The sequence below is a fragment of the Catellatospora bangladeshensis genome (genome assembly GCF_016862575.1).
GTDB lineage: Bacteria > Actinomycetota > Actinomycetes > Mycobacteriales > Micromonosporaceae > Catellatospora > Catellatospora bangladeshensis.
Window position 1 is genome coordinate 334,473 of the sequence record NZ_BONF01000009.1, and the last position, 20,212, is coordinate 354,684.

Annotated in this window: 17 protein-coding genes; 6 read left to right on the forward strand and 11 right to left on the reverse strand. The window is 71.8% G+C overall.

Annotated features, from left to right (window positions below):
* Positions 1-105: 105 nt before the first annotated feature.
* The 3 genes from Cba03nite_RS08960 to Cba03nite_RS08970 are packed head-to-tail and all read left to right on the forward strand — an operon-like array spanning position 106 to position 2,118.
* The gene (locus Cba03nite_RS08960; protein ID WP_203743977.1) at positions 106-876 is read left to right on the forward strand and encodes a phytanoyl-CoA dioxygenase family protein; all 771 of its coding nucleotides are present in this window, start codon (positions 106-108) and stop codon (positions 874-876) included.
* Between the two features lie 9 nt (positions 877-885).
* A complete protein-coding gene (locus Cba03nite_RS08965) occupies positions 886-1,632 on the forward strand; it encodes a hypothetical protein (RefSeq protein WP_203743979.1) in 747 nt (248 codons plus the stop codon).
* Positions 1,633-1,683: 51 nt separating this feature from the next.
* On the forward strand, positions 1,684-2,118 hold the full coding sequence (locus Cba03nite_RS08970) for a hypothetical protein (RefSeq protein ID WP_203743981.1): 435 nt from the start codon (positions 1,684-1,686) through the stop codon (positions 2,116-2,118).
* Positions 2,119-2,378: 260 nt separating this feature from the next.
* Here Cba03nite_RS08970 and Cba03nite_RS08975 read toward each other — a convergent pair whose 3' ends face one another.
* From Cba03nite_RS08975 to Cba03nite_RS09005, 7 genes are all read right to left on the reverse strand, one after another.
* A complete protein-coding gene (locus Cba03nite_RS08975) occupies positions 2,379-3,368 on the reverse strand; it encodes an anti-sigma factor RsbA family regulatory protein (protein ID WP_203743983.1) in 990 nt (329 codons plus the stop codon).
* Entirely contained in the window at positions 3,365-4,201 is an 837-nt protein-coding gene (locus tag Cba03nite_RS08980; RefSeq protein WP_203743985.1) for an MEDS and STAS domain-containing protein, read from the reverse strand. Before Cba03nite_RS08980 ends, Cba03nite_RS08975 begins: the two co-directional genes overlap by 4 nt.
* Positions 4,202-4,407: 206 nt before the next feature.
* Entirely contained in the window at positions 4,408-7,719 is a 3,312-nt protein-coding gene (locus Cba03nite_RS08985; protein WP_239125573.1) for a discoidin domain-containing protein, read from the reverse strand.
* A 162-nt stretch (positions 7,720-7,881) separates the two neighbouring features.
* On the reverse strand, positions 7,882-8,691 hold the full coding sequence (locus Cba03nite_RS08990) for a carbohydrate ABC transporter permease (protein ID WP_239125574.1): 810 nt from the start codon (positions 8,689-8,691) through the stop codon (positions 7,882-7,884).
* A 10-nt stretch (positions 8,692-8,701) separates the two neighbouring features.
* Entirely contained in the window at positions 8,702-9,661 is a 960-nt protein-coding gene (locus Cba03nite_RS08995) for a carbohydrate ABC transporter permease (RefSeq protein WP_203743987.1), read from the reverse strand.
* A gap of 69 nt (positions 9,662-9,730) precedes the next feature.
* Positions 9,731-11,020 carry an ABC transporter substrate-binding protein gene (locus tag Cba03nite_RS09000; protein WP_203743989.1) on the reverse strand — a complete coding sequence of 430 codons (1,290 nt, stop codon included), beginning with the start codon at positions 11,018-11,020 and terminating at the stop codon, positions 9,731-9,733.
* Between the two features lie 87 nt (positions 11,021-11,107).
* On the reverse strand, positions 11,108-13,009 hold the full coding sequence (locus Cba03nite_RS09005; protein WP_203743991.1) for a glycoside hydrolase family 127 protein: 1,902 nt from the start codon (positions 13,007-13,009) through the stop codon (positions 11,108-11,110).
* A 186-nt stretch (positions 13,010-13,195) separates the two neighbouring features.
* On the opposite strand from Cba03nite_RS09005, the gene Cba03nite_RS09010 reads away from it, so the two are divergent.
* From Cba03nite_RS09010 to Cba03nite_RS09020, 3 genes are all read left to right on the forward strand, one after another.
* Positions 13,196-14,224, forward strand: coding sequence for a LacI family DNA-binding transcriptional regulator (locus Cba03nite_RS09010; RefSeq protein WP_203743993.1), 1,029 nt, complete (start codon positions 13,196-13,198; stop codon positions 14,222-14,224).
* Positions 14,225-14,269: 45 nt separating this feature from the next.
* On the forward strand, positions 14,270-15,316 hold the full coding sequence (locus Cba03nite_RS09015) for a questin oxidase family protein (protein WP_203743995.1): 1,047 nt from the start codon (positions 14,270-14,272) through the stop codon (positions 15,314-15,316).
* A 219-nt stretch (positions 15,317-15,535) separates the two neighbouring features.
* Positions 15,536-16,273, forward strand: a complete 738-nt coding sequence (locus Cba03nite_RS09020) for an AfsR/SARP family transcriptional regulator (protein ID WP_203743996.1) — start codon at positions 15,536-15,538, stop codon at positions 16,271-16,273.
* A gap of 10 nt (positions 16,274-16,283) precedes the next feature.
* Here Cba03nite_RS09020 and Cba03nite_RS09025 read toward each other — a convergent pair whose 3' ends face one another.
* From Cba03nite_RS09025 to Cba03nite_RS09040, 4 genes are read right to left on the reverse strand one after another with little or no spacing between them, the layout of a single operon-like run.
* On the reverse strand, positions 16,284-17,099 hold the full coding sequence (locus tag Cba03nite_RS09025) for an SAM-dependent methyltransferase (protein ID WP_203743997.1): 816 nt from the start codon (positions 17,097-17,099) through the stop codon (positions 16,284-16,286).
* Entirely contained in the window at positions 17,096-18,289 is a 1,194-nt protein-coding gene (locus tag Cba03nite_RS09030; protein WP_203743998.1) for a cytochrome P450, read from the reverse strand. Before Cba03nite_RS09030 ends, Cba03nite_RS09025 begins: the two co-directional genes overlap by 4 nt.
* A gap of 13 nt (positions 18,290-18,302) precedes the next feature.
* Positions 18,303-19,523 carry a DUF6365 family protein gene (locus tag Cba03nite_RS09035; protein ID WP_203743999.1) on the reverse strand — a complete coding sequence of 407 codons (1,221 nt, stop codon included), beginning with the start codon at positions 19,521-19,523 and terminating at the stop codon, positions 18,303-18,305.
* A 5-nt stretch (positions 19,524-19,528) separates the two neighbouring features.
* A complete protein-coding gene (locus Cba03nite_RS09040; protein ID WP_203744000.1) occupies positions 19,529-20,212 on the reverse strand; it encodes a hypothetical protein in 684 nt (227 codons plus the stop codon).

Here is a 20,212-nt window from a genome sequence, read left to right on the forward strand (position 1 = left end):
GGCCGGGAGGGCATCGCGCGTCCTGGCGACGCCGGTGCCCTCCCGCCGTTGCGGCCCGTTGTAAACCCGGGTGTCCGATGTGGCGGGTTCGGCCAGACTGGTGGCATGGACAGCGGTGACATCGAGCGGTTCGAGCGGGACGGTCACCTCGCGGTGCGCGGGGCTGTGGCTCCGGACACGGCGGCCGCCTGCCGCGACGCGATCTGGGCGGCGCTCGCCGAGCAGGGTGTGACGCGGGACCGGGCGACGTGGGCCCGGCCCGTGGTCCGGGTCGCGTGCCCCGAGGGCGGGCCGTTCGAGGCCGCCGGGACGGCTCCCGCGCTGCACGCGGCGTACGACGCGCTGATCGGGCCCGGACGGTGGACGCCGCGGGCCGGGGTCGGCGGTTCGGTGCCGGTGCGTTTCCCGTCGGAGGAGTTTCCGGGCGACGTGGGCTGGCACATCGAGGGCAGCTACGAGGTCGGCGGCGAGTACTGGGCCAACGTGCGCTCCCGGGCGCGCGGGCTGCTCGCGCTGTTCCTGTTCTCCGACGTGGGCGAGGACGACGCACCCACCCGGCTCGTGGTGGGATCGCACCTGGCGATCCCCCGCATCCTGCGCCCGGCGGGCGAGGCGGGGATGAGCGGCGACGAGCCGGTCACGCGCGTACGGCCGTCGCTGCTGTGCCGCACCGTCGTGCACGCCACCGGGCGGGCCGGGGACGTGTTCCTGTGCCATCCGTTCATCGTGCACACCGCGACCTGGCCGCACCGGGGCACCACCCCGCGGATGATGGCCCAGCCCGCCGTGCACGTCGCCGACGGCTTCGCGATCGACGGCTCCGACCCGTCGCCGGTGGCCCGTGCCATCGTCGCCGGGTTCGGCGCCGACCTCTAACCTCCTGTCGTGACCAGCCCGCGCATCACCCTGTACGACCCCGACGGCACCGTCCACGAGCAGCCCTCCGGCGGACTGCTGTGGGTCCTGCTGCACCAGCTCGGCGACCTGCCCGGCGGTGACAGCGTGACGTTGATCCGAACCGGCGCCGAGAACGAGTTCATGCAGGCTTGGCGGCTGGCCGACGGCTACCGCCTGTTCGCCCAGGCGGACCGGGAACCGCTGCTCGCACACCCCGTCGGCTTCGACGCCGCGTTCGGCGCGCTGCTGGCCTGGAACCTCGGCCGCCCGGACTGGCGCGACGCGTGCGCCTGGCGGCCGGCCCCGCGACCGCCGCAACCGGACACGCCGCCGGAGCTGATCCGCATCGCCTACGAGCCGCGCTCCGGCCGCACCGAGTGCATCGGCCGGTACCTGGATGGTCAGTTCTGGGCCGTCGTGCACGGCACCAGGCGCAACCGGCCTGGCGAGATCGGGGTGGCGCTGTTCCTGTTCGGCCACGACGGCACGTACGTGCGCTCGGAGGTGCACGACGACGTCCCGCTGGAACAGGCTCACGCGCTGCGCGAGCAGCTCGTCGGGCAGCTCGCGGAGGTGGCGTACGGCGACATCGCGGTGCGCACGTTCTCGGTCCGCCCCGGTGACGTGACCTGGGAGCTGGTCGACCGGACCGTCACGCACGGCCTGCCTCGGGTCTGCTTCTACCCGATGGACATCATGTTCTCTCCGCCCTGGAGCGGTACCTACTCCACCTGATCCGATCCGGTCGGCCTGGCGCGTTTGGCGGACGCCGCTACGCTCCCGCACATGTCGGAGAACAACGACGAGGTGCCGCGGAAACGCTTCGGCACCTACTTCGTGGTCGCGGTCAGCCTGGGCGCGCTGCTGGCCGGAGCTGCCGTGGGTGTGCTCATCGGACGGCACCGGGCCGATCCGGACAAGGCTTCGCAGGTGGAGGCCCTGGCGGGCGCTATCGATCAATGCCACCACCAGGTGACCAGGAAGGCAATGCGCGACGGTCGAGGAGGCCGGCCGATCGCTTTCAGCGAGAACCACGCGGTCGGCGGATACAACGAACTCGGCAGTCCGTTCGCCGTGGTGGACGGCGCGGGAGAACTCGTCGAGGCCGACGGCTCGAAGGGCAGATACCTTTACACCTGCACGCTGAGTGCTTACGACGAAGAAACCGGCCGATGGGGCCTGACCGGCATATCGAGCGGCTGGGATCGCCTGAGCGGTTGAGCGGTCCGGCGCACCCGGTAGCCGGTGAGCCCGCGCTGTTCGATGGTGATGTTGATGTACCGGTGCCCGCGCCCACGGTGCCGCCCGACCACGGTCACCCGCTCGTACGCGTCTGGAAGCCCGCGCGCAGCACCCGGAGCCGGGCGCCGGGGGCGAAGTGGCGGAGCCCGGCCCGGACCTCCCGGCCGCCGACACCCGTACCGATCTCCGGTAGGACATTGGCGACGATGCCCAGGTCATGGGGACGGGAGCGGCGAGGTTCACGGCTCGCCGAGCGCGGGTGCCCAGCCCTGCCCGTCCATGGTCGGCTCGCCACCGACCAGGCGGATGGTGAAGCCGTCGGGTGCGCGCCGCAGGGAGACGTACGAGCACAGCTGGTGCGCCAGCCACAGCCCGAGCCCGCCCGGCCCCGAGCCCGGCATCAGGCCCGAGGACGGATCGGCCGGGCCCGGCCCGCTGTCGGTGACCGTGACCACGATGCGCCCCGGCACCGCCCACGCCCGCACGCGCACCGGCGCCCGCCCGTACAGCAGCGCGTTGGTGACCGCCTCGCTGGTGCTCAGCACCAGGCCGTTCAGGTCGTCGACAGCGAGGCCGGCGATGTCCTGCAGGCCCGCGACCGCGAGCCGGGCGTGGCGCACCACCGGGTCGACCAGCTCGACGGCGGGCGGCAGGGCCTCCAGCGGGTCCTCCCACGAGTTCACCGCGGTGGCGAGGAAGTCGCGCGGATCCTGGTAGAGCGGGCTGCGCTCGCGGCGCCCGTCGGGCATGACGACGTAGGCGTGGGTGCGCCGGGCGTGGTCGAGCACCTCGGCTGGGGCCGTGCGGGTGTCGTAGGGGCAGAGCCCGTACATCGGGAACTCGTTGTAGACGGTGTTCGCCGCCGCCTCGTAGCGCGCCCACCACTCCCACGGCACGCCCACCCCCGGGTGGGGCACGTCTCCGGCTATGCGGATCTGCGTGGCGCCCTCGGCCACGTAGCCGCCCAGCATCTCGCGGTGCCGCTTGATCGCCACGGCGGGGCGCAGGTAGTGCCGGTCGCCGTCGATGAACACGACTCCGCTGCCCGTGCCGAGCGCAGAACGGACCAGCCCCTGGTGGCGCTCGCCGAACAGGGACACGGTCGGCTCGCCCGCCGCGACGCCGTCGCGCAGGAAAGGCACGACGACCGCCAGGAACTCCTCGTCGGAGCCGAAGAAGGCGGTCTCGTGGTAGATGCCGTCATGCCCGGCCGGCGGGCCGGATCTCACGACTCCACCAGCCTGACGTCCGGCAGCCGCAGCGTGTCCGCCAGCAGGCGCACCATGCTGTCGCGGGCGACGTGCAGCACCGTGCGCGCACCCCGGCCGCGGGCGTGCTCGACGAGCTGGAACAGCCCGCGGTGGTCGATGAAGGCCAGCTCCCGCGCGTCGATGACCAGCTCGTCGCCGTCGGGCGCGGGGTCGGCCCGGTGCAGCGCCGTACGCAGCAGCGCGTGCCCGGAGACGTCGATCTCGCCCGCGAGCGCGGCGCCGACCCCCGGCTCCGCGGAGGCGAACAGCCGCAGCGGGGCGGAGGCCCGGCTGGCCACCGGATGCATGCCGGCCAGCTCGGCGATCGCGGCGGCGCTCAGCTCGCCGCAGTGGTAACCGCACATCGCCGAGAACGGGTGGGCGGTCATGTACCTGTCGACCAGGTGCTCGTAGCGGGTGAAGGCGTCCAGCTGGGCCGGGGTGCGCACGAGCGGGGTGGCCTCGGCCGCGACCCGCAGCCCGCGGTAGCCGGCCGCCAGCGCCTGCTCGGTGGCCTGTGCGTACGCGCGCACCTGCGCCGCCGGGTCGAGCTGGAGTCCGGTGTCGTAGATGCCCAGGTCCTGCACCTGCGCGGCGCCGGTGGCGCGGGCGGCGGCGAATCCGCCGACGTGGTCGAGGTCGGTCTGCCGGGCCGCCTCGGCGAGGTAGAGCACCCGCAGCCCGGCCGCGAGCCCGTCGGCGAGGAAGCGGCCCGCGCTGGCGCGGAACTCGCCGGGCGTCTCGAACGCCCAGCACACATGATCATGGCGGCCGAGCCCGCCGACCGCGTCGACGAACCCACTCCGGCGCATCGTCCCAACGTAGCACGCTGCACAGGCCGCCCTCCTGGCTCGCGAGCCGCGCTCACGTGCACCCGCCGGGGGGAGGGAGGGCGGCCCCCCAGACGCCGCCCTCCCCACACCCTTCCCGATCGGCTGACCGTCCACAAAGGTTGGTCCCTTCGCGGAGAACGGGCGGGCGGGCCCGTGGCCGGACCCGCCCGCCTTCGATCCACACGTCAGCTGGCGAAGGCCTTGACCTCCAGCAGGCCCAGCGAGGCCGTGCCGGTGGCGGTCAGCGACACTCTCAGCCGGGTCGTGCTGACCCCGGTGAACGTGACGGTGTTGTACGCGTTCTTCGTCAGCGTGTACGCGCTCGCGCCGGGCACGTCCACGTACGCGCTGCCGTTCCAGTACTGCAGCTTCCACGCCGACGGCATGTCGATGCCCTGCTCGTCGTCGAAGAAGTACACCTGGGCGCGGCTGACCGACTTCGCCGCGGACCACTGCACCTCGGCCGTCTGGGTGCCCGTCTCGGGCCAGGTGCCCCAGCGGTTGCCCTGGTTGGTGCCGCCCCAGTTGGAGCTGGTCGGCTCGTCACCGTTGTTGATCGCCGCGCAGCTCTCCCACGTGGAGGTGTACGAGCAGACCGGCGAGCCGGACAGCGCGAGGTTGTCCGAGACCGGCGGGTCCGGCGGCTGGACCCCGCCCCGGTTGAAGATCTTGATCTCGGTGAGACCGGTCTTCGCCCCGGAGGCGTTGGTGGCCAGCACGCGTACCCGCTGCGCGCTGACCGCGGTGAAGGTGGCCACGTTGTAGTTCGCGCGCGGCGCCGACGGGCTCTTGACCTGGCTGGGCACGGTGACCCAGGCGCTGCCGTTGTAGTACTGGACGTCGTACGCCGACGGCGCCCGGTAGGTGGCGCTGGCCGGGCGGCTGTCCTTGAAGTACAGCCGGACCTCGTTGAAGGTCTGCGGCGAGCCGAAGTTGACCTCGTACCAGTCCTGGCTGTTTGCCGAGCCGCCCGCGCCCCAGAAGGGCTCGTTGATCGGGTACCCGTCCCGCGCGCCGGCCACGGAGGATCCGGAGCCGGTGTAGGACGCGCTGGCGGTGCCCAGGGCGGCCAGGTTGGTCAGGTTGGCGGTCAGGTCGACGCCGGCCTTGGCCATCATGTCCACCATGCGCGCGTCGGTGTGCACGACCTGCGCCGGAGCCTGCATGGAGGTCGCCGCGCTGCTGTAGTTGACCGTGGCGCCGGTGGTGACCGCGCCGGTGGCCGGGTTGTACGTCATGGGCGCCAGCTGGTTGATGGTCGCCCGGCGCACGCCGTCCACGTAGATCGAGTAGCCCTCCGGCACGCCGCTGTAGCGCACGATGCCGTCGGCCGGGTCGTCCCAGACGATGGTCAGGTCGCTGTTGCGGTAGCGCAGGTTGTTGACGGTGAAGTGGGTCCAGCCGATGTTGATCGGGCTGAGCTCCACCTGGGCGTCGGTGCGCGGGCGCAGGCCCGCCACGTCCTCGATCACGGTCCAGTTGCTGCTGCCCAGGATGTTGTGGTGGATCCAGGACCGGTAGGTGATGGAGCTGCCGTTCCAGTCCGCCCAGAACTCGTTGGCGTCGGGGTACTGCGTGTTGCCGTTGATGTACTGCGCCCAGACGTTCCAGTAGAGCAGCTTCTTGTACCAGTCGCTGGTGATCCACTGGTTGGGGTAGTTGCGCAGCACCGACGACAGCAGCCGGAACTGCACGGTGGAGTTGATGGTGGAGAAGTTGTTGCTGCCGGTGCCCGAGGCCGCCTTGTCCGCCTGGTTGGCGGTGTAGAACGGGAAGATCGGGTACTGCGCGGCGTCGTCGAACAGCCGCAGCGCCTGGCGGTAGGTCGCCGTGTTGGGGATCGCGCCCACCGCGAACGGGTAGTAGTTGTTGATCTCCTTCCACGGGTTGAAGGTGCCGTCCGGGTACCGGTGTTCGAACAGCTGCCGGTTCGGGTTCCACAGCACGTTGGTCAGCGCGTTGCCGATGTCCGTGGCGAGCTGGTTCATCTCGTTCGCCTTGGCCGTGTTGCCCAGCAGCGCGTACGCGGCGGCCGCGGCCTTCGCCCCGCTGTACTGGTAGGCGCCCTCGGTGCGGTCCATCCGGCCCGAGCGGTAGTGGAACGACACCGCGTCGGCGTCGTTGCCGGTCAGCGCGCCCCAGTCGTACTCGATGATCTTGTTGTTGTTGGTGTCGTAGTAGGCGAGCTGCCCCTTGACGTCACCCTCGGCGTACTTGGCCAGGTTCTGCACGATGCCCGGCTGGCCGCCGTGGATCTGGTAGCTCTTCCAGGCCGCCTCTGCGATGTACTGGATGTAGCTGTTCGACCAGTTCTCGGGGTCGCCCGGGTTGTCGACGAACCGGCCGCCCTTGGAGACCTGCCCCGCGCTGACCCAGTCACCGAAGCCGTAGATCGGGTTGCGCAGGTACTTCAGGTCGTCGATGTGCATCGACTGGGTGAGCACGATGGCGTTGTTGTAGCCCAGCACGCCCTCGGTCGAGATCGGGAACTGGAACGTCTGCCCCGGGATGTCGGCGTCGAGGTGGTTGAAGCGCATCAGCCACCAGCGGTAGTAGATGTTCTTCTTGATCGCCGCGTCGGGCACGTCGATGTAGGGCACGTTCTGCGCCCACCACAGGTTGTACGCCCGCACGTGGGTGGAGAACGCGGTCGCGTTGGTGTAGCCCTTGTACGCGTTGTACTCCGTCAGCGACGCCGGGATCTCGTTGGTGACGAAGCCCATGACGACCTTCGCGGTAACCGTGGCGCCCGCTGCGATGGTCACCGACCGGTTGAGGCCGCCGCTGCTGACCGTGAAGCTGTCACCCGACAGCCGCGGGTAGATCGTGGTCAGGTTGTTGTACGCGTTGACCTGGCCGGTCAGCTCGCTGCCGCTGCCGGAGGTGGCGAACGGCGAGGTGGCCCGCAGCTGCAGCGTGGTGGAGCTGCTGCCGCTGTTGGTGATCGACAGGTTCGTCACCGCGACGTTGTTGTCGGTGATGAACTTGGTCTGGTTGATCGTGATCGAGCCGCTGGTGTGGACGCTCTTCCAGTGGCTGGGCGCCTGCCAGCGCGAGCCGACCTGCTCGGTGAAGGTGCCGGGCGTGACGGCGATGGTGTAGGCGTTGCCGTTGTTGATGCTCTCCCAGTACGCGGCCTGCCCGGCGAAGCCGAGCGTGCCCGGGGTGTGCGTCTTCATGTACAGGGCCCGGCCGCGGGTCATCAGCCAGGTGCCGGCGGGGTCGTTGCCGGGGCGGGCGAGCAGCCGGTCCATCCAGAAGTCGGTGCCGCCCGACTCCGCGTTGTAGATGGCCTGCATCATGTTGCCGGTGGTGTAGCCCACGGGCGGGGCCGGGATGGCCGGGCCGCTGAACGTGGGGAAGCCGATGGGCTGCGCCGCGTACGCCGGGGACTGCGCCTGGACGGCGATCACTCCTGCGGCGAGCACGGCGGAGAGGCCGAGTGCCAGGCTCCTGCGCTTGGTGCGCGAGCGTAGGGCCTTAACGAGCACTGGCATGGGGTTCACCTCCACATAGGGGGACGGTTGTGGATTTCCTGCGGTGAGAGCCGGTAGGGCCCGGCCGCGCCCGCCGGGTAGGCGGTGCGGGCGCGACCGGGCAGTCTCATCTGTCGGGCCCTTTCCGTGGGACGGGAGTGCGGTGAGAGAGTCTCGGGGCGGTCAGCCCTTCAGCGCGCCGGACGTGAAGCCGCGTACGTAGCTGCGCTGCATGAAGGCGAACAGCAGCAGGCAGGGCACGGCCATGAAGACCACCCCCGCCTCCAGTGCCGCGTAGTCGATGGAGCCGTGGCTGGCGGTGCGCATGTTGACCACGGCCAGGGTGGTGGTGAAGGTGTCGGTCGAGTTCAGCAGGATCAGCGGCGCGAAGAACTCGCTCCAGGAGGTCAGGAACGCGAACAGGCCGACGGTGATCAGGCCGGGCCTGACCGCCGGCAGCATGATCCGGATCAGGGTGGAGACGCTGTTGCACCCGTCGACCTGCGCCGACTCCTCCAGCTCGCGCGGCACGGCCTCGAACGAGTTGCGCATCATGAAGATCGAGAACGGCAGCTGGAACATGATCAGCACGAGGCTGAGGCCGATCAGGCTGTCCTGCAGGCCGATCCAGCCGAGCAGCACGTACAGCGCGATCAGGATCGTCGCGTACGGCACCATCAGGATCGCCAGGGTGAGCAGGAACAGCACGTCCCGGCCGGGGAAGCGGAACCGGCCGAAGGCGTATCCGCCGAGGGTGGCCACCAGCAGGGTGCCGCCGACGGTGAGCGCGCTGACGGTGAGGCTGTTCAGCACGTGGTGCAGCCGGATGCCGTTGTCGGAGGTGAACAGCCGGTCGTAGTTCTCCAGCCCGAAGCCGGTGCCGGTGCGCAGCGACGCCCAGCCGCTCCACAGCAGCGGCGACAGGAACAGGATCGCCAACGCCGTGCCGGTCACGTAGTAGCTCCACCGGCTCATCGCGGAAGACCTGGTCATGTTGCCTCTCCTAGGAGCGACGGCGCAGGACGCCGAGCTGGATGACGTTGAAGACGACGAGGACGGCGAGCAGGGCCACGGAGATCGCTGCGGCCGAGCCGAGGTCGAGGCGGATGAACGCCTCCCGGTAGATCACCATCACCAGCGAGGTGGTGCTGTTGTCCGGCCCGCCCCGGGTGAGGATCCAGAACTGGTCGAACGCCAGCAGCGACCCGGTGATCATCATGGTGAGCACCAGCGCGATGGTCGGGCGCATCAGCGGCAGGGTGACCCGGCGGAAGGTCTGCCAGCGGCTCGCGCCGTCGATGCGGGCCGCCTCGTACACCTCCAGCGGGATCGCCTGCAGGCCGGTGAGCAGGATCAGCATGTTGAACCCGGCGAAGCGCCAGAGCACCAGCACGATCGCCGAGGCCAGCGCCGAGCCGGAGCTGCCGGAGGTCCAGGAGACGTACCCGTCGATGACGCCGAGCTTGCGCAGCAGGTCGCTGACCGGGCCGATCTCGTCGGACAGCAGGCCGAGGAAGAGCAGTGAGGCGCTGGCGAAGCCGACGGCCATGGGCAGCAGGAACGCCGTGCGGAAGAAGCCGACCCCGCGCCGGCGCTGCTGCACCAGCAGCGCGAGCCCGAACGCTACAGCGAACAGCAGCACCGTCATCACGACCGTGTACTTCACGGTGAACCAGACGGCCGAGCCGACCAGCTCGTTCTCGCCGATGCGGGCGTAGTTGTCCGGGGCGTTCATGGTCGGCGCGCCCAGCAGCGGCCAGCGGTGCAGCGACATCCAGCCGACCAGCAGGAGCGGCACCAGGAAGAACAGCCCGACCATGACGGCGGTGGGCATCGCGTAGAGGGCGCCGAGCAGGGCCCGCCCGCGGGCGGCGCTGCGCCGGATCCGCGGCGCCGGGGCGGCGGCCTGCGGGGCGGGCACCGGGCGGGCCGGTCCGCTGCGGGGCGGGGTGAGCGTCGACATCTGCTCGTCTCCGGGTCGGTGGGAGGGGCCCGGCCGCCGTATGGGGAAGCGGCGGCCGGGCCGGGAGGGTCAGCCTTGCTGGAGGGACTTGGAGATGGCCGCGTTGCCGTCGGCCAGGGACTTGGCGGCGTCACCGAACAGCGCCCCGCGAACCGTCTGCAGCCAGGGGCTCTGCGGGTCGTTGAAGGACGCGTTGAAGTTCTTCGCGTACGGCGTCTTGCCCTTGGCGACCAGGCTGTTGATGAGCACGATGCGCGGGTCGGCCGAGGAGTACTTGTTCGACGCCAGGTCGGTGCGGATCGGCACGCCCTTGTTCTTGGCGATCACCTCGACCTGCGCCTCGTCGGACATGGTCCAGAGCAGGAAGTCCCACGCCTGGGCGGCCTTGGTGCTGGTGGCGCCGATGCCGATGGCGTCGCCGCCGATGAAGGTGGAGTCGCCGCCGTCGGGCCCGCTGATCGGCGCGACGCCCATCTTCACGCCCTTCTCCTCGATGAGGCCGAGCCACACCGACGGCCCGGGGGCGATGCCGATCTTGCCACTCTGCAGCGCGCCGAGCCAGGTCGGACCGGCCTCGTCCTTGGACGCGGGGGCGGCCACGCCCTCGTCGTACAGGGCGCGGTAGAGGGCGAAGACGTCCGCCATCTCCTTGGAGTCAACCTTGGCGTTCTCGCCCTTGGCGTCGAGCACGTCGCCGCCGGCGCCCCAGACCGAGGGCCAGAAGGTGAACTCGACGCAGCCGCCGCAGTTGCCGCCGAAGTAGGTGCCGTTGACGTCACCGCCCAGTTTGTCGATCTTGCGGGCGTGCTCGGCGAACTCCTTGAGCGAGGCCGGGCCCTTCTCCGGGTCGAGCCCCGCCTTGGCGTAGAGGTCCTTGTTGTACAGCATCACGGACATGTCGACGGTGTGCGGGACGGCGTAGTTCTTGCCCTCCCAGGTGCCGGCGTTGAGGTGCCCGGGCGACACCTTGTCCTTCAGGCCGCTGGCCGCCATGCGCTCGGTGACGTCGGTCCACAGGCCCTGCGAGGCGTACTGCGCCGCGAACACCACGTCCGCGCCGAACAGGTCGGGCAGCGCCTTGGCGCCCGCCGCCGAGGCCAGCTTCGCCGGGTACTCCTCGTTCGGGTAGGACGTGACGGTCACCTTGTTCTTGTGCGTCGCGTTGTACGCGTCGGCGTACGCCTTCGACACCGACTCGGTCGCCGCGCGGGTCCACAGCGTCAGCTGCGCGCCGTCGTCGACACCCGCGGTGCCCGACGCGCCGGGACCCGCCGGCTCGTCGCCGCCGCACGCGGCGACGGCCGCGACCAGCAGCGCCGCCGCCGAGACGGCCAGCGCCCGAAGCCCTCTAGATCTCACAATCTCTCCTTCCATCGATAAGCGGATGAGCGGTGGAGCGGATTGGTGCGGTGGTGTTTCGGTTGCGGTGAGAGCGTCTTTGCTTCTTCAGGTCGTGGGCAGCCAGACCCGCATCGTGGACGGGCCGCCGCGCGCCCAGCGGTGGTATGGCACCAGCGGCACGTCCAGCGGGGTGCGCCGGCCCACCGGGCCCGCGTCCGTGTACGGCCAGGGCTCGTCGGGCAGCTCCTCGGTGAGCCCGCGCACGGTCACGCCGCCGTCGGCGGCCGGATCGGTGCCCGCGTCCACGCGCAGGCTGTCCAGGTCGAGCGCCGCGCCCTCGGACTCCGCGCACAGCACCAGCGGCCCCTGCTCCACGGCCACGCAGCCGCGGACCGCGTCGATGCGCGGGTCGGGCCGGGTGAACCGGGGACGCATCGGCAGCGCCAGCACGACCCGGTCGCCGACGGCGAAGTCGCGCCGGATCACCGCGCGCTCCCCCGCCACAGCCTGGGGCTCGCCGTTGACGGTGACGGTCGCGCCCGCCGCCCACACCGGCAGCCGCAACGCCAGGGTCCACGGGCCGGGCTCGGCCGCGGTGACCTCGAAGCCGACCGTGCCGTCGTCCGGGTAGCCGGTGCGCATACGCAGCCCGACCTTCCGGCCGTCGGCCAGGGTGGTGTCAATGTCGGCGTCGGCGAACTGGTGCACCCGCAGCCCGTCCGCGTCGACCGAGGCCACGTACGTGGACAGGCTGGCCAGCGTGCGGGCCGTGTTGGCCAGGCAGCAGGACACCTCGAACCACGGCGCGCGCGGCCCGCCGCCGAAGCCGAGCTGCTCGACGTCGTCGGGCAGCACCGCGGTCAGCGAGCGCTGGTGCAGGGTGTGGGCGTAGAAGAAGGAGCGGCCGTCGTCGCCGATCGCCGTGGCCAGCACGTTGAACAGGATGCGCTCGATGACGTCGGCGTAGCGCTCGCGGCCGGTCGCCAGCATCAGCCGCCAGGCCACCATGATCGCGGCGATGCCCGCGCAGGTCTCCGAGTACGCCCGGTCGGCCGGGAGGACGAAGTCGTCGCCGAACGCCTCGTCCTGGTGGCGCGAGCCCATGCCGCCGGTCAGGTAGGTGCGCCGGGCCAGGGTCCGGTCGAACTGGGCGGCCACGATCTCCAGCAGCTCGTCGTCGCCGGTCTCCACGGCCAGGTCCACCACGCCCGCGGCGAGATAGAGGGCGCGCACCGCGTGCCCGCGCAGCACCTTCGCCTCGCGGACCGGGATGTCGTCGCTGAAGTAGCTCCAGCCGAACTCGTGCGCCGGCAGGGTGCGCCGGCCGCGCCGGGCCACGAACAGCGCCGCCTGGTCAAGGTAGCGCTGCTCCCCCGTCACCCGGAACAGCTCGACGAGGCCCGGCTCGATCTCCGGATGCCCGCAGACCGCGTCCCGGCCGCCCGGCCCGAACTCCTCGCACACGTGGTCGGCCGCGCGCCGGGCCACCGCGAGCAGGTCGTCGCTGCCGCCGGCCCGCGCCCGCGCCACCGCCGCCTGCAGCATGTGCCCGGTGCAGTAGAGCTCGTGCCCCCAGGCCAGGTCGCCGTAGCGGGGCCGCTGCCCGGGACGCCCGAACGCGGTGTGCAGGTAGCCGTCCTCGGCCTGCGCCCCGGCGATCATCGCGATCAGCTCGGCGATCTCGCGCTCGCGGGCCGGGTCGGCCTGCCGCCCGGTCTCCCACGACATCGCCTCGACCAGCTTGTAGACCTCGGAGTCGGAGAACTCACGGCCGCGCCGCTCCGCGCTGCCCCGGCCCACTTCCGCGGTGAAGTTGCCGGTCCAGCCGAGCTTGTCCATCCACTCCCGACCGTGGTCGAGCGTGGCGCGACTGTTGGTCTGCTGCCGCTGCGCCCAGAAGCCCCCCGTGATCCGGACCTCGCTCAGGCCCAGCGGTCGCAGGACTCCTCGCGACGGCACCACGGGCCGACCTCCGGTGAGGTCGGCGGTCCGCGCCGTCACCGTCATCTCCGCCTCCAACGTAAATCTCGTGACCGCGGTCACTTCGACGTTGGGAGCCACTGTGGACGCCGAAAACCTTTTCGGCAAGATGGCCGCTCGATTACATCTCGATAACATGGAGACCCACTAGCCCGGGTTGACGCTGGGGCGTACAGTCCGACACGTTGTCGAAATTCGAGCGAAAGGCTTTCCGTGGGTAGGCGGCGATCGACGTCGGTGACCCTCACCGACGTGGCCCGGCTGGCCGGCGTGTCCGTGGCCACCGCGTCCAAGGCGCTCAACGCGCGCGGCGAGGTCGCGCCGGACACCAGGCTGCGGGTGCTGCAGGCCGCCAACCAGCTCAGCTTCCAGCCCAACGTGCTGGCCCGCGGGCTGATCTCCGGGCGCACCCGCACCATCGGGCTGCTCACCGACGAGCTGGGCGGGCGCTTCTCCATCCCGATCCTGCTCGGCGCCGAAAACGCTCTCGGCAACGAGCAGATGTCGGTGCTGCTGTGCGACGCCCGCGGCGACGCCATCCGCCGCCAGCACTACATCCGCACCCTGCTGGCCCGCCAGGTGGACGGGTTCATCATCCTCGGCGACAGCAACGACCTGCGGCCCTCGCTGAGCCGCGACATCCCGGTGCCGGTGGTGTACGTGTACGGCCAGTCCACCGACCCGGGCGACCTGTCCGTGCTCGCCGACGACGAGGGCGGCGCCCGGCTGGCCATGGAGCACCTGGTCGGCCTGCGGCGGCGCCACATCGCCCACATCACCGGCCCGCAGAGCTACCGCGCCGCTCGCGACCGGGTCACCGGCCTGCAGGCGGTGCTCGCCGAGGCGGGCCTGTCGCTCGTCGGCGGCGAGCCGCTGTACGGCGAGTGGTCGCAGCGCTGGGGCCGGCACGCGGCCCGGATGCTGATCACCGCGCACCCCGAGATCGACGCGATCTTCTGCGGCAACGACCAGATCGCCGCTGGTGCGGCACAGGCGCTGCAGGAGCACGGCTGCCGGATCCCCGACGACGTGGCCGTGATCGGCTACGACAACTGGGAGGAGATGGCCGCCGACTGCCGCCCGCCGCTGACCACCGTCGACCTCAACCTGGAGCAGCTCGGCGCGACCGCCGTCATGCACCTGTTCTCCGCGCTGGACGGCACCCCCAGCTCCGGCGTCATCCGCCAGCCCTGCCGACTGGTCGTCCGCGAATCGACCGGCCCCCTCCCCCAGCAGGCATGATCGGCGCTTGACCTCAAGCGGGCTTGATGTCGCAAGCTGCTGAGCATGGAGAACGGGGTTCTTGACGAGGTCTACGAGCGGCTGCGCGACACCGGGCCGGAGCGTGACGGCTGGCTGTCCAACCACGCGCCGATGGCGGCCGAGGCGCTGGTGCGGCACGGCCACGGCGGGCAGGTGCACGCCTGGCTCGACGGGTACGCCGACCGGCTGTCCGAGCGGCCGCGCGGCATCCAGCGCATCTCCGCCGGGGAATGGCGCGAGCCGCTGGGCGACCCGGTCCGCTCCGGTGACTGGCTCACCTTCTTCCAGCGGCAGCTGGGCGAGCGCCCCTGGCGCGAGGTGCTGATCGAGTGGTGGCCGCGCCTGCTGCCCGGGGTGGCGGCCGGGGCGACCCACGGCCTCATCCGGGTCGGGCACGCCGTGCGCGCCCTGCTCGACGGTGAACCCACCGGCACGGTCTCCCCGGCCCGGGTGGCCGAGCTGGCGGCGGGCCTCGGCTACTGGGCGGCTCGCTGGCAGCCGCTGGCTCCGGCGGGCAAGGGCCCCTACCGGGCGGGCGATCCACGGGCGGCACTGGACGCGGTGCCGCGGGTGCCGCACCAGCGATCCGGCATCCGTACCCGGCTGGCGCAGCTCGCCGACCTGCCCGGCTGGGCGGAGTCGGCCGGGGCGGTCCCCGGCGACGAGGCGGCTGGGGTGCCGTCCCGGCTGGACTCGATCGTCGAGGCGGCCGTGCTGCGCTACGGCACGCACGGGCACGGCAATCCGGTGATGCTGGTGCACGCTGCCACCGCGCCGAACGCGATCGCCCGTGTCCTGCCCGTGCTGCCCGCCGCGCTGTGGGAGCCGAGCCTCCAGGCCGCCTGGGCCGCCACCGCAGCGGTGACCAGCGCGTACTCGCCCGCGGCGGCACGGCCGATGCCCGGCCCCGGCGCGGCCGACGCCGCCGGCCTCATGGCTCGCGGCCTGCACGACCAGGACTCGCACGGCATCAAGTTCATCGACACGGCTCTTGACGTACACCGGCGCACCGGTGACCAGGCGGTGCTCGACGTGGCGGCGTACGCCAATGATCTGATCGTGCGGGGCTAGGCCGCGCTTCCGACCGGCCCGAGCAGGCCGGCGAAATGAGCCGGGCAGTGCGACGACATAACAGGCCCGCACCGCCGTTCCCGCAGGCCGAAACACTTTCAGGTCAGGAAAGAAAGTTGCCTGTGGGAATACATTGCGGCACTCTCTCCAAACAGGACACAATTTCAGAGCGCGCACCGCTATGGAGACCGATCACATTCCGCGGCCGGGACGGGTGTCATGGAGTTTCAGGTGCTGGGCCCGGTGCAGGCGTCGGTCGGGAATCGGCGGATCGAACTCGGCGACCGCAAGCAGCGGCTGGTCCTCGCCGTCCTGCTGCTGGAGCCCAATCAGCTCGTCCCGCTCGCGCGCCTGGTGGATCTCCTGTGGCGGGAGAGCCCGCCGACGACCGCCCGGCGCGTCGTCCAGTCGCACGTCAGCCGGCTGCGCTCCGCGCTGGCCGCCGCGAGCGGTGACGTCACGATGGTCCGCCGGGGCATGGGCTACGCGGTCGAATGCGACCCGGAGCGGATCGACGCGTATCGGTTCCGGTCGCTGCTCGACCAGGCCCGCAACAGCGACGACGCGCGCGACAGGGTGCGTCTGCTGCGTCAGGCGCTGGGGCTGTGGCGCGGGCCTGCCCTGGCCGACGCCGCCACCCACGAAGTACGTGACGAGCTGTGCCGGGGCTTGGACGAGGCGAGGATGGCCGCCGTCGAGGAGCGCTTCGACGCGGAGCTGGAGCTCGGCCGCGACAGCCAGCTCGTCGACGAGCTGACCGACCTCGCGGCGCGTTACCCCCACCGGCAGAAGCTCACCTTCCACCTGATGCTCGCGCTGTACCGGGCCGGCCGGTCCGGTGAGGCCCTGCGCGTGTACGCCTCCACCCACCGCCGGCTGGACGCCGAACTCGGGCTGCAGCCGAGCGCCGGGCTCCGGCAGCTGCAGATCGCCATCCTGCGCGGAGATCCCGCCTGAGCCCGGCGCCTCAGCCGGGCAGCGTGCCCACGACGAACCCGCCGGATCCTTGACTCCGCCCATAACCGGCCGCGAGTTCCGCCGCGTCGTGTGTGGTGATCTGCCAGCCGTGCCGCGCGAGCCCGCCCGGGGCGTCGTCCAGCCCGCCCTTCCACAGCGCGGTGTACTGCGCGATGACGGGCAGCCCGGCGGGCCGCGGCACCTGTCCCCCGGCCTCGAACGACGCCCGGCTGCCGGGCGCGGAGTGCTCGTGCAGCACCGCCAGCAGGTGCGCCGCCTCCGCGGCCGACAGGTAGATCAGCAGACCTTCGAGCAGCCAGGCGGTCGGCTCGGCCGGTCGCATACCCGCCGCCAGCAGCGGGATCGCCCAATCGCCGCGCAGGTCCGCCGCGACGGCCGCGTGGCCGCACTGGGTGGCCGCACCCCGCCGCCGCAGGACGTCGCGTTTGAAGTCGAGGACGTCGGCGGTGTCCACCTCGAACAGCCGCACGCCGGCCGGCCACGCGAGCCGGTAGGCCCGCGTGTCCAGCCCGGCTCCGAGCACCACGACCTGCCGTACCCCGGCCATGGCCGCCGCGAGCAGGTAGTCGTCGAAGAACCGGGTCCGCACGACAGCCTGGTTCCAGAAACCGGCCGCCCTGCCCGACACGCCGCCGACGAACGCGGCCGCGCCCTGGCTCTCCCGGCCGAACACATCCCGGGCCGCGGCCAGGAACGCGGCCGCGTAGGGGTCGTCGAAGAGGCGGTCCCGGCGGCGGCTCTCCATCGCCCGGACCATCGCCGCGCCGAGCGCGGTCCGGCCGACCCCCTCGGGAACGGCGCTCACCACGTGACCGGCAGCGCGACGAGCCCGCCGGTGATCTGGTCGTGGTGCGACCGCAGCTCGGCAACCTCGGCCGCCAGGCGCATCGCCGGGAAGCGCGGGATCAGCTGGGCGAACAGCGCCTGCATCTCCAGCCTGGCCAGCGGCGCGCCGGGGCAGTAGTGCCGGCCGTGCCCGAAGGTCAGGTGCGCGGCATCGGACCGGTCAATGTCGAACCGGTACGCGTCGGCGTACACCGTCCGGTCGTGGTTGGCCGCGCCGGTGTCGAGCAGGACGAGTTCTCCGGGGCGGACTCGCGTGCCGGCGATGTCGAGTTCGGAGCGGGCGTAGGTGGGGATGCCGTTGCCGCCGCCGGTGTTCACGCCGACGTTGCCGACGCGCAGCGCCTCCTCGACGGCGGCGGTGAGCTTGTCCGGGTCGGCGGCGACCGCGTCCCGCTGGTCGGGGTTGGTGAGCAGGTGCAGCGCCATGTAGCCGATCGCGACGACCGTCGTGTGGTGGCCGGTGAACATCAGCGATGCGCCGATGTGGCCGATGACGTTGTCGTCGACCCCGAACGGGGCCTCCCGCAGGCGCATGAGCAGGCCGCCGGGTTCGGCCCGGCCGCGCGCCGCCAGCTTGCCGAGGTACGCCACGAGCGCGGCCAGGCCGGCCGCGGACCGCTGCTCGTCGCGGGCGTCCGCGATCGCCTCGGTGAACCTGCGGCACTTGGCCAGATCCTTCTCGGGCACGCCGAGCAGACGGCAGATGACCATCGTCGGCAGCGGGACCGCCACGAGGTCGACGAAGTCGGCGGGCGGCCCGGCCGCCTCCAGCTCGTCCAGCAGGCGGGTCACCAGCTCGTCGAGGGACCCGCGCAGCTCGCGCAGCCGGGCCGGGGAGACGATCGTGTGCAGCACCTCCCGGAACCAGGCCCGGTCGGCGTCCTCGGACAGATAGTTCTCCCGTGGCCGCCCCCCGAACAGCGCCGAGGCGGTCAGGCGCGGGGCCCGGCTCGGCCGCGGATGGGCACGTGCCAGGCGGTCGCCCGAGTACAGGGCCTTGACCTGCTCGTATCCGGTCACCAGCCAGGCCTCGTCGCCCGTCAGCGTGCGTACTCGATGAACAGGCCCCTGTTCCTGCAGCTCTTGCAGCACCGGGGCGGGTTCGAGCGGATGCTTCTGCTCGAACGGCATGGACGGCAGGTCGGTCATGGCGTGGCCTTCCTCATCGACCGGAGAGTTTGGCGGCGTCCAGGGCGTCGCCGGGCGGCAGGAGGCGGCCGAGCTGCTCCAGCAGGAACGCCTGCCGCTCGCGCAGCCGGTCGCGCTCGGTCTCGTCGTCCAGCAGCTCGGTCATCGCCTGCAGCACCCGGCGCCGCTCGAACACCCCGACGCTGCGGAAGGTGTCCGGGTACGGGTTGCCGGACAGCACCGGGGTGAGGAACTCGTGCCAGCCCCACGGGTACACCCGGAACGGGTAGGCCATGACCAGCTCGGGCGCGGCCTCGGCCAGCCAGGCGGGTGCCGAGCCGCTGGCGATCAGCCGCCGGATGTCAAGGATCTTGTGGTTCTGCAGCACGAGGCTCGGCACACCGGCGAGCACCGCCTGGGTGAGCGTCACCGACACCGCGTTGGCGCTGACATAGAGGTCCGCGGCGGTCAGCTGGGCGTGGAACTCCACCGGCGTCAGCGTCGGCACCTGCCGGTACTCGATCTGCGGGGCGACGGGGAACTCCCACGGGTGCGGGCCGACGTGGACCACCCGCAGCGGCCGGCCGAGCGCGGCCAGATGGCTGTGGATGATGTTCGGCATCGACCGCATCAGCTGCCCCATGCTGGGCGAGCGGACCACGTTGACGTACTCCCAGCGGGAGTTGGTGAGGAACACCGTCGGCGTCCCCGACCGGCGGGGCGAGCGCATCGGCGCCGTCCCGCCGCACACCATCGGGGTCACGATGACGCCGGGTTCGGCGGGTGCGGGACGGTTCAGCGGGCTGTTGCGGATCAGCAGGTCGCAGCTGTCGAGCAGGCGCGGGAAGTGGGTGCGGTGCCCGCCGTAGAAGTCGACGACGTACTGCGCGGCCGGGTAGTCGTACTGGTCGAAGCTGGCCAGGGCGACGTCGTAGCGGTCGCGCAGCAGGCTCATGCTCAGCCCCGACCACGCCGTCGAGTAGTCCAGCGTGAAGCAGTCCGCCGCGACGAGCATGTCCGGGCGGAAGTCCGCCACGAGCGTGTCGAACGCGGCCCGGTTCCGGGCCGGGTCCTGGCTGGTCAGCGGGTGCACGTCGAGCCCGAGCCCGCGCACGTAGGGCGCGACCGCGGCCATGGTCACGAACAGGACCTTGAACCGGTCCGGTGGCAGCTGGCGGGCGAAGTCGGCGGCGATGCTCACGTCGCCGTTGGACAGGTGGCCGAGCCCGAGGAACAGCAGGCGCCGCGGGTTCATCGCGCTCACCACACCGACTGCCGGCTCAGCGCGGCCACGACCGCGGGCTGCTCGCCGTAGAGGACCGCCATCACTTCCCCGATCGCCTCCCGTTCGGGGCCGACGGCGCCCGCGTGCATGGTGGCCAGCGGCTCGCACAGGACCGCCCCCAGCGCCGGCAGTCCCACCGGCGTGCGCGGGCACGCTGCCAGCACGTCCAGCAGGGGTGGCCGCCCGTCGGCGGGCGGCGTGCCGGCGAGGTGGTCGACGACGGCGGCCAGCGCGTGGGTGCTGACGAAGTAGGCCCGCGCCGGCAGGCCGCCCTGGCGCGCCAGGAGCAGCTCCAGGTCGGCCTGGGCCAGGCTCAGCTCCCCCGAGGCCTGCACCGAGTACGCGCCGTAGCTGCTCGGGATCAAGGCGCGCAGCCGGGCCCGGCTGTAGCGGGCCAGCCAGTTGTCCGGGTCCAGCCGCAGCGCCTGCCCGAGGGCGTCGATCGTGTCGGTGAACCGGGCGTGTGCCTCGAACTCCACGCCGAGGCTGGGCAGCGCCGCCATCAGCGCGAGGGCGTATCGGGCGGCGGCGCCGGGGTCGGCCGGGTCGGCGCGGCGGGCGTCGGCCAGGCGGGCCAGCAGCTTGGGCGCCCAGCCCAGCTTGCCGGCCGCGCTGGCCAGCCCGTAGAGCTCGTCGTCGGCGCGGGTGATCAGGTGCAC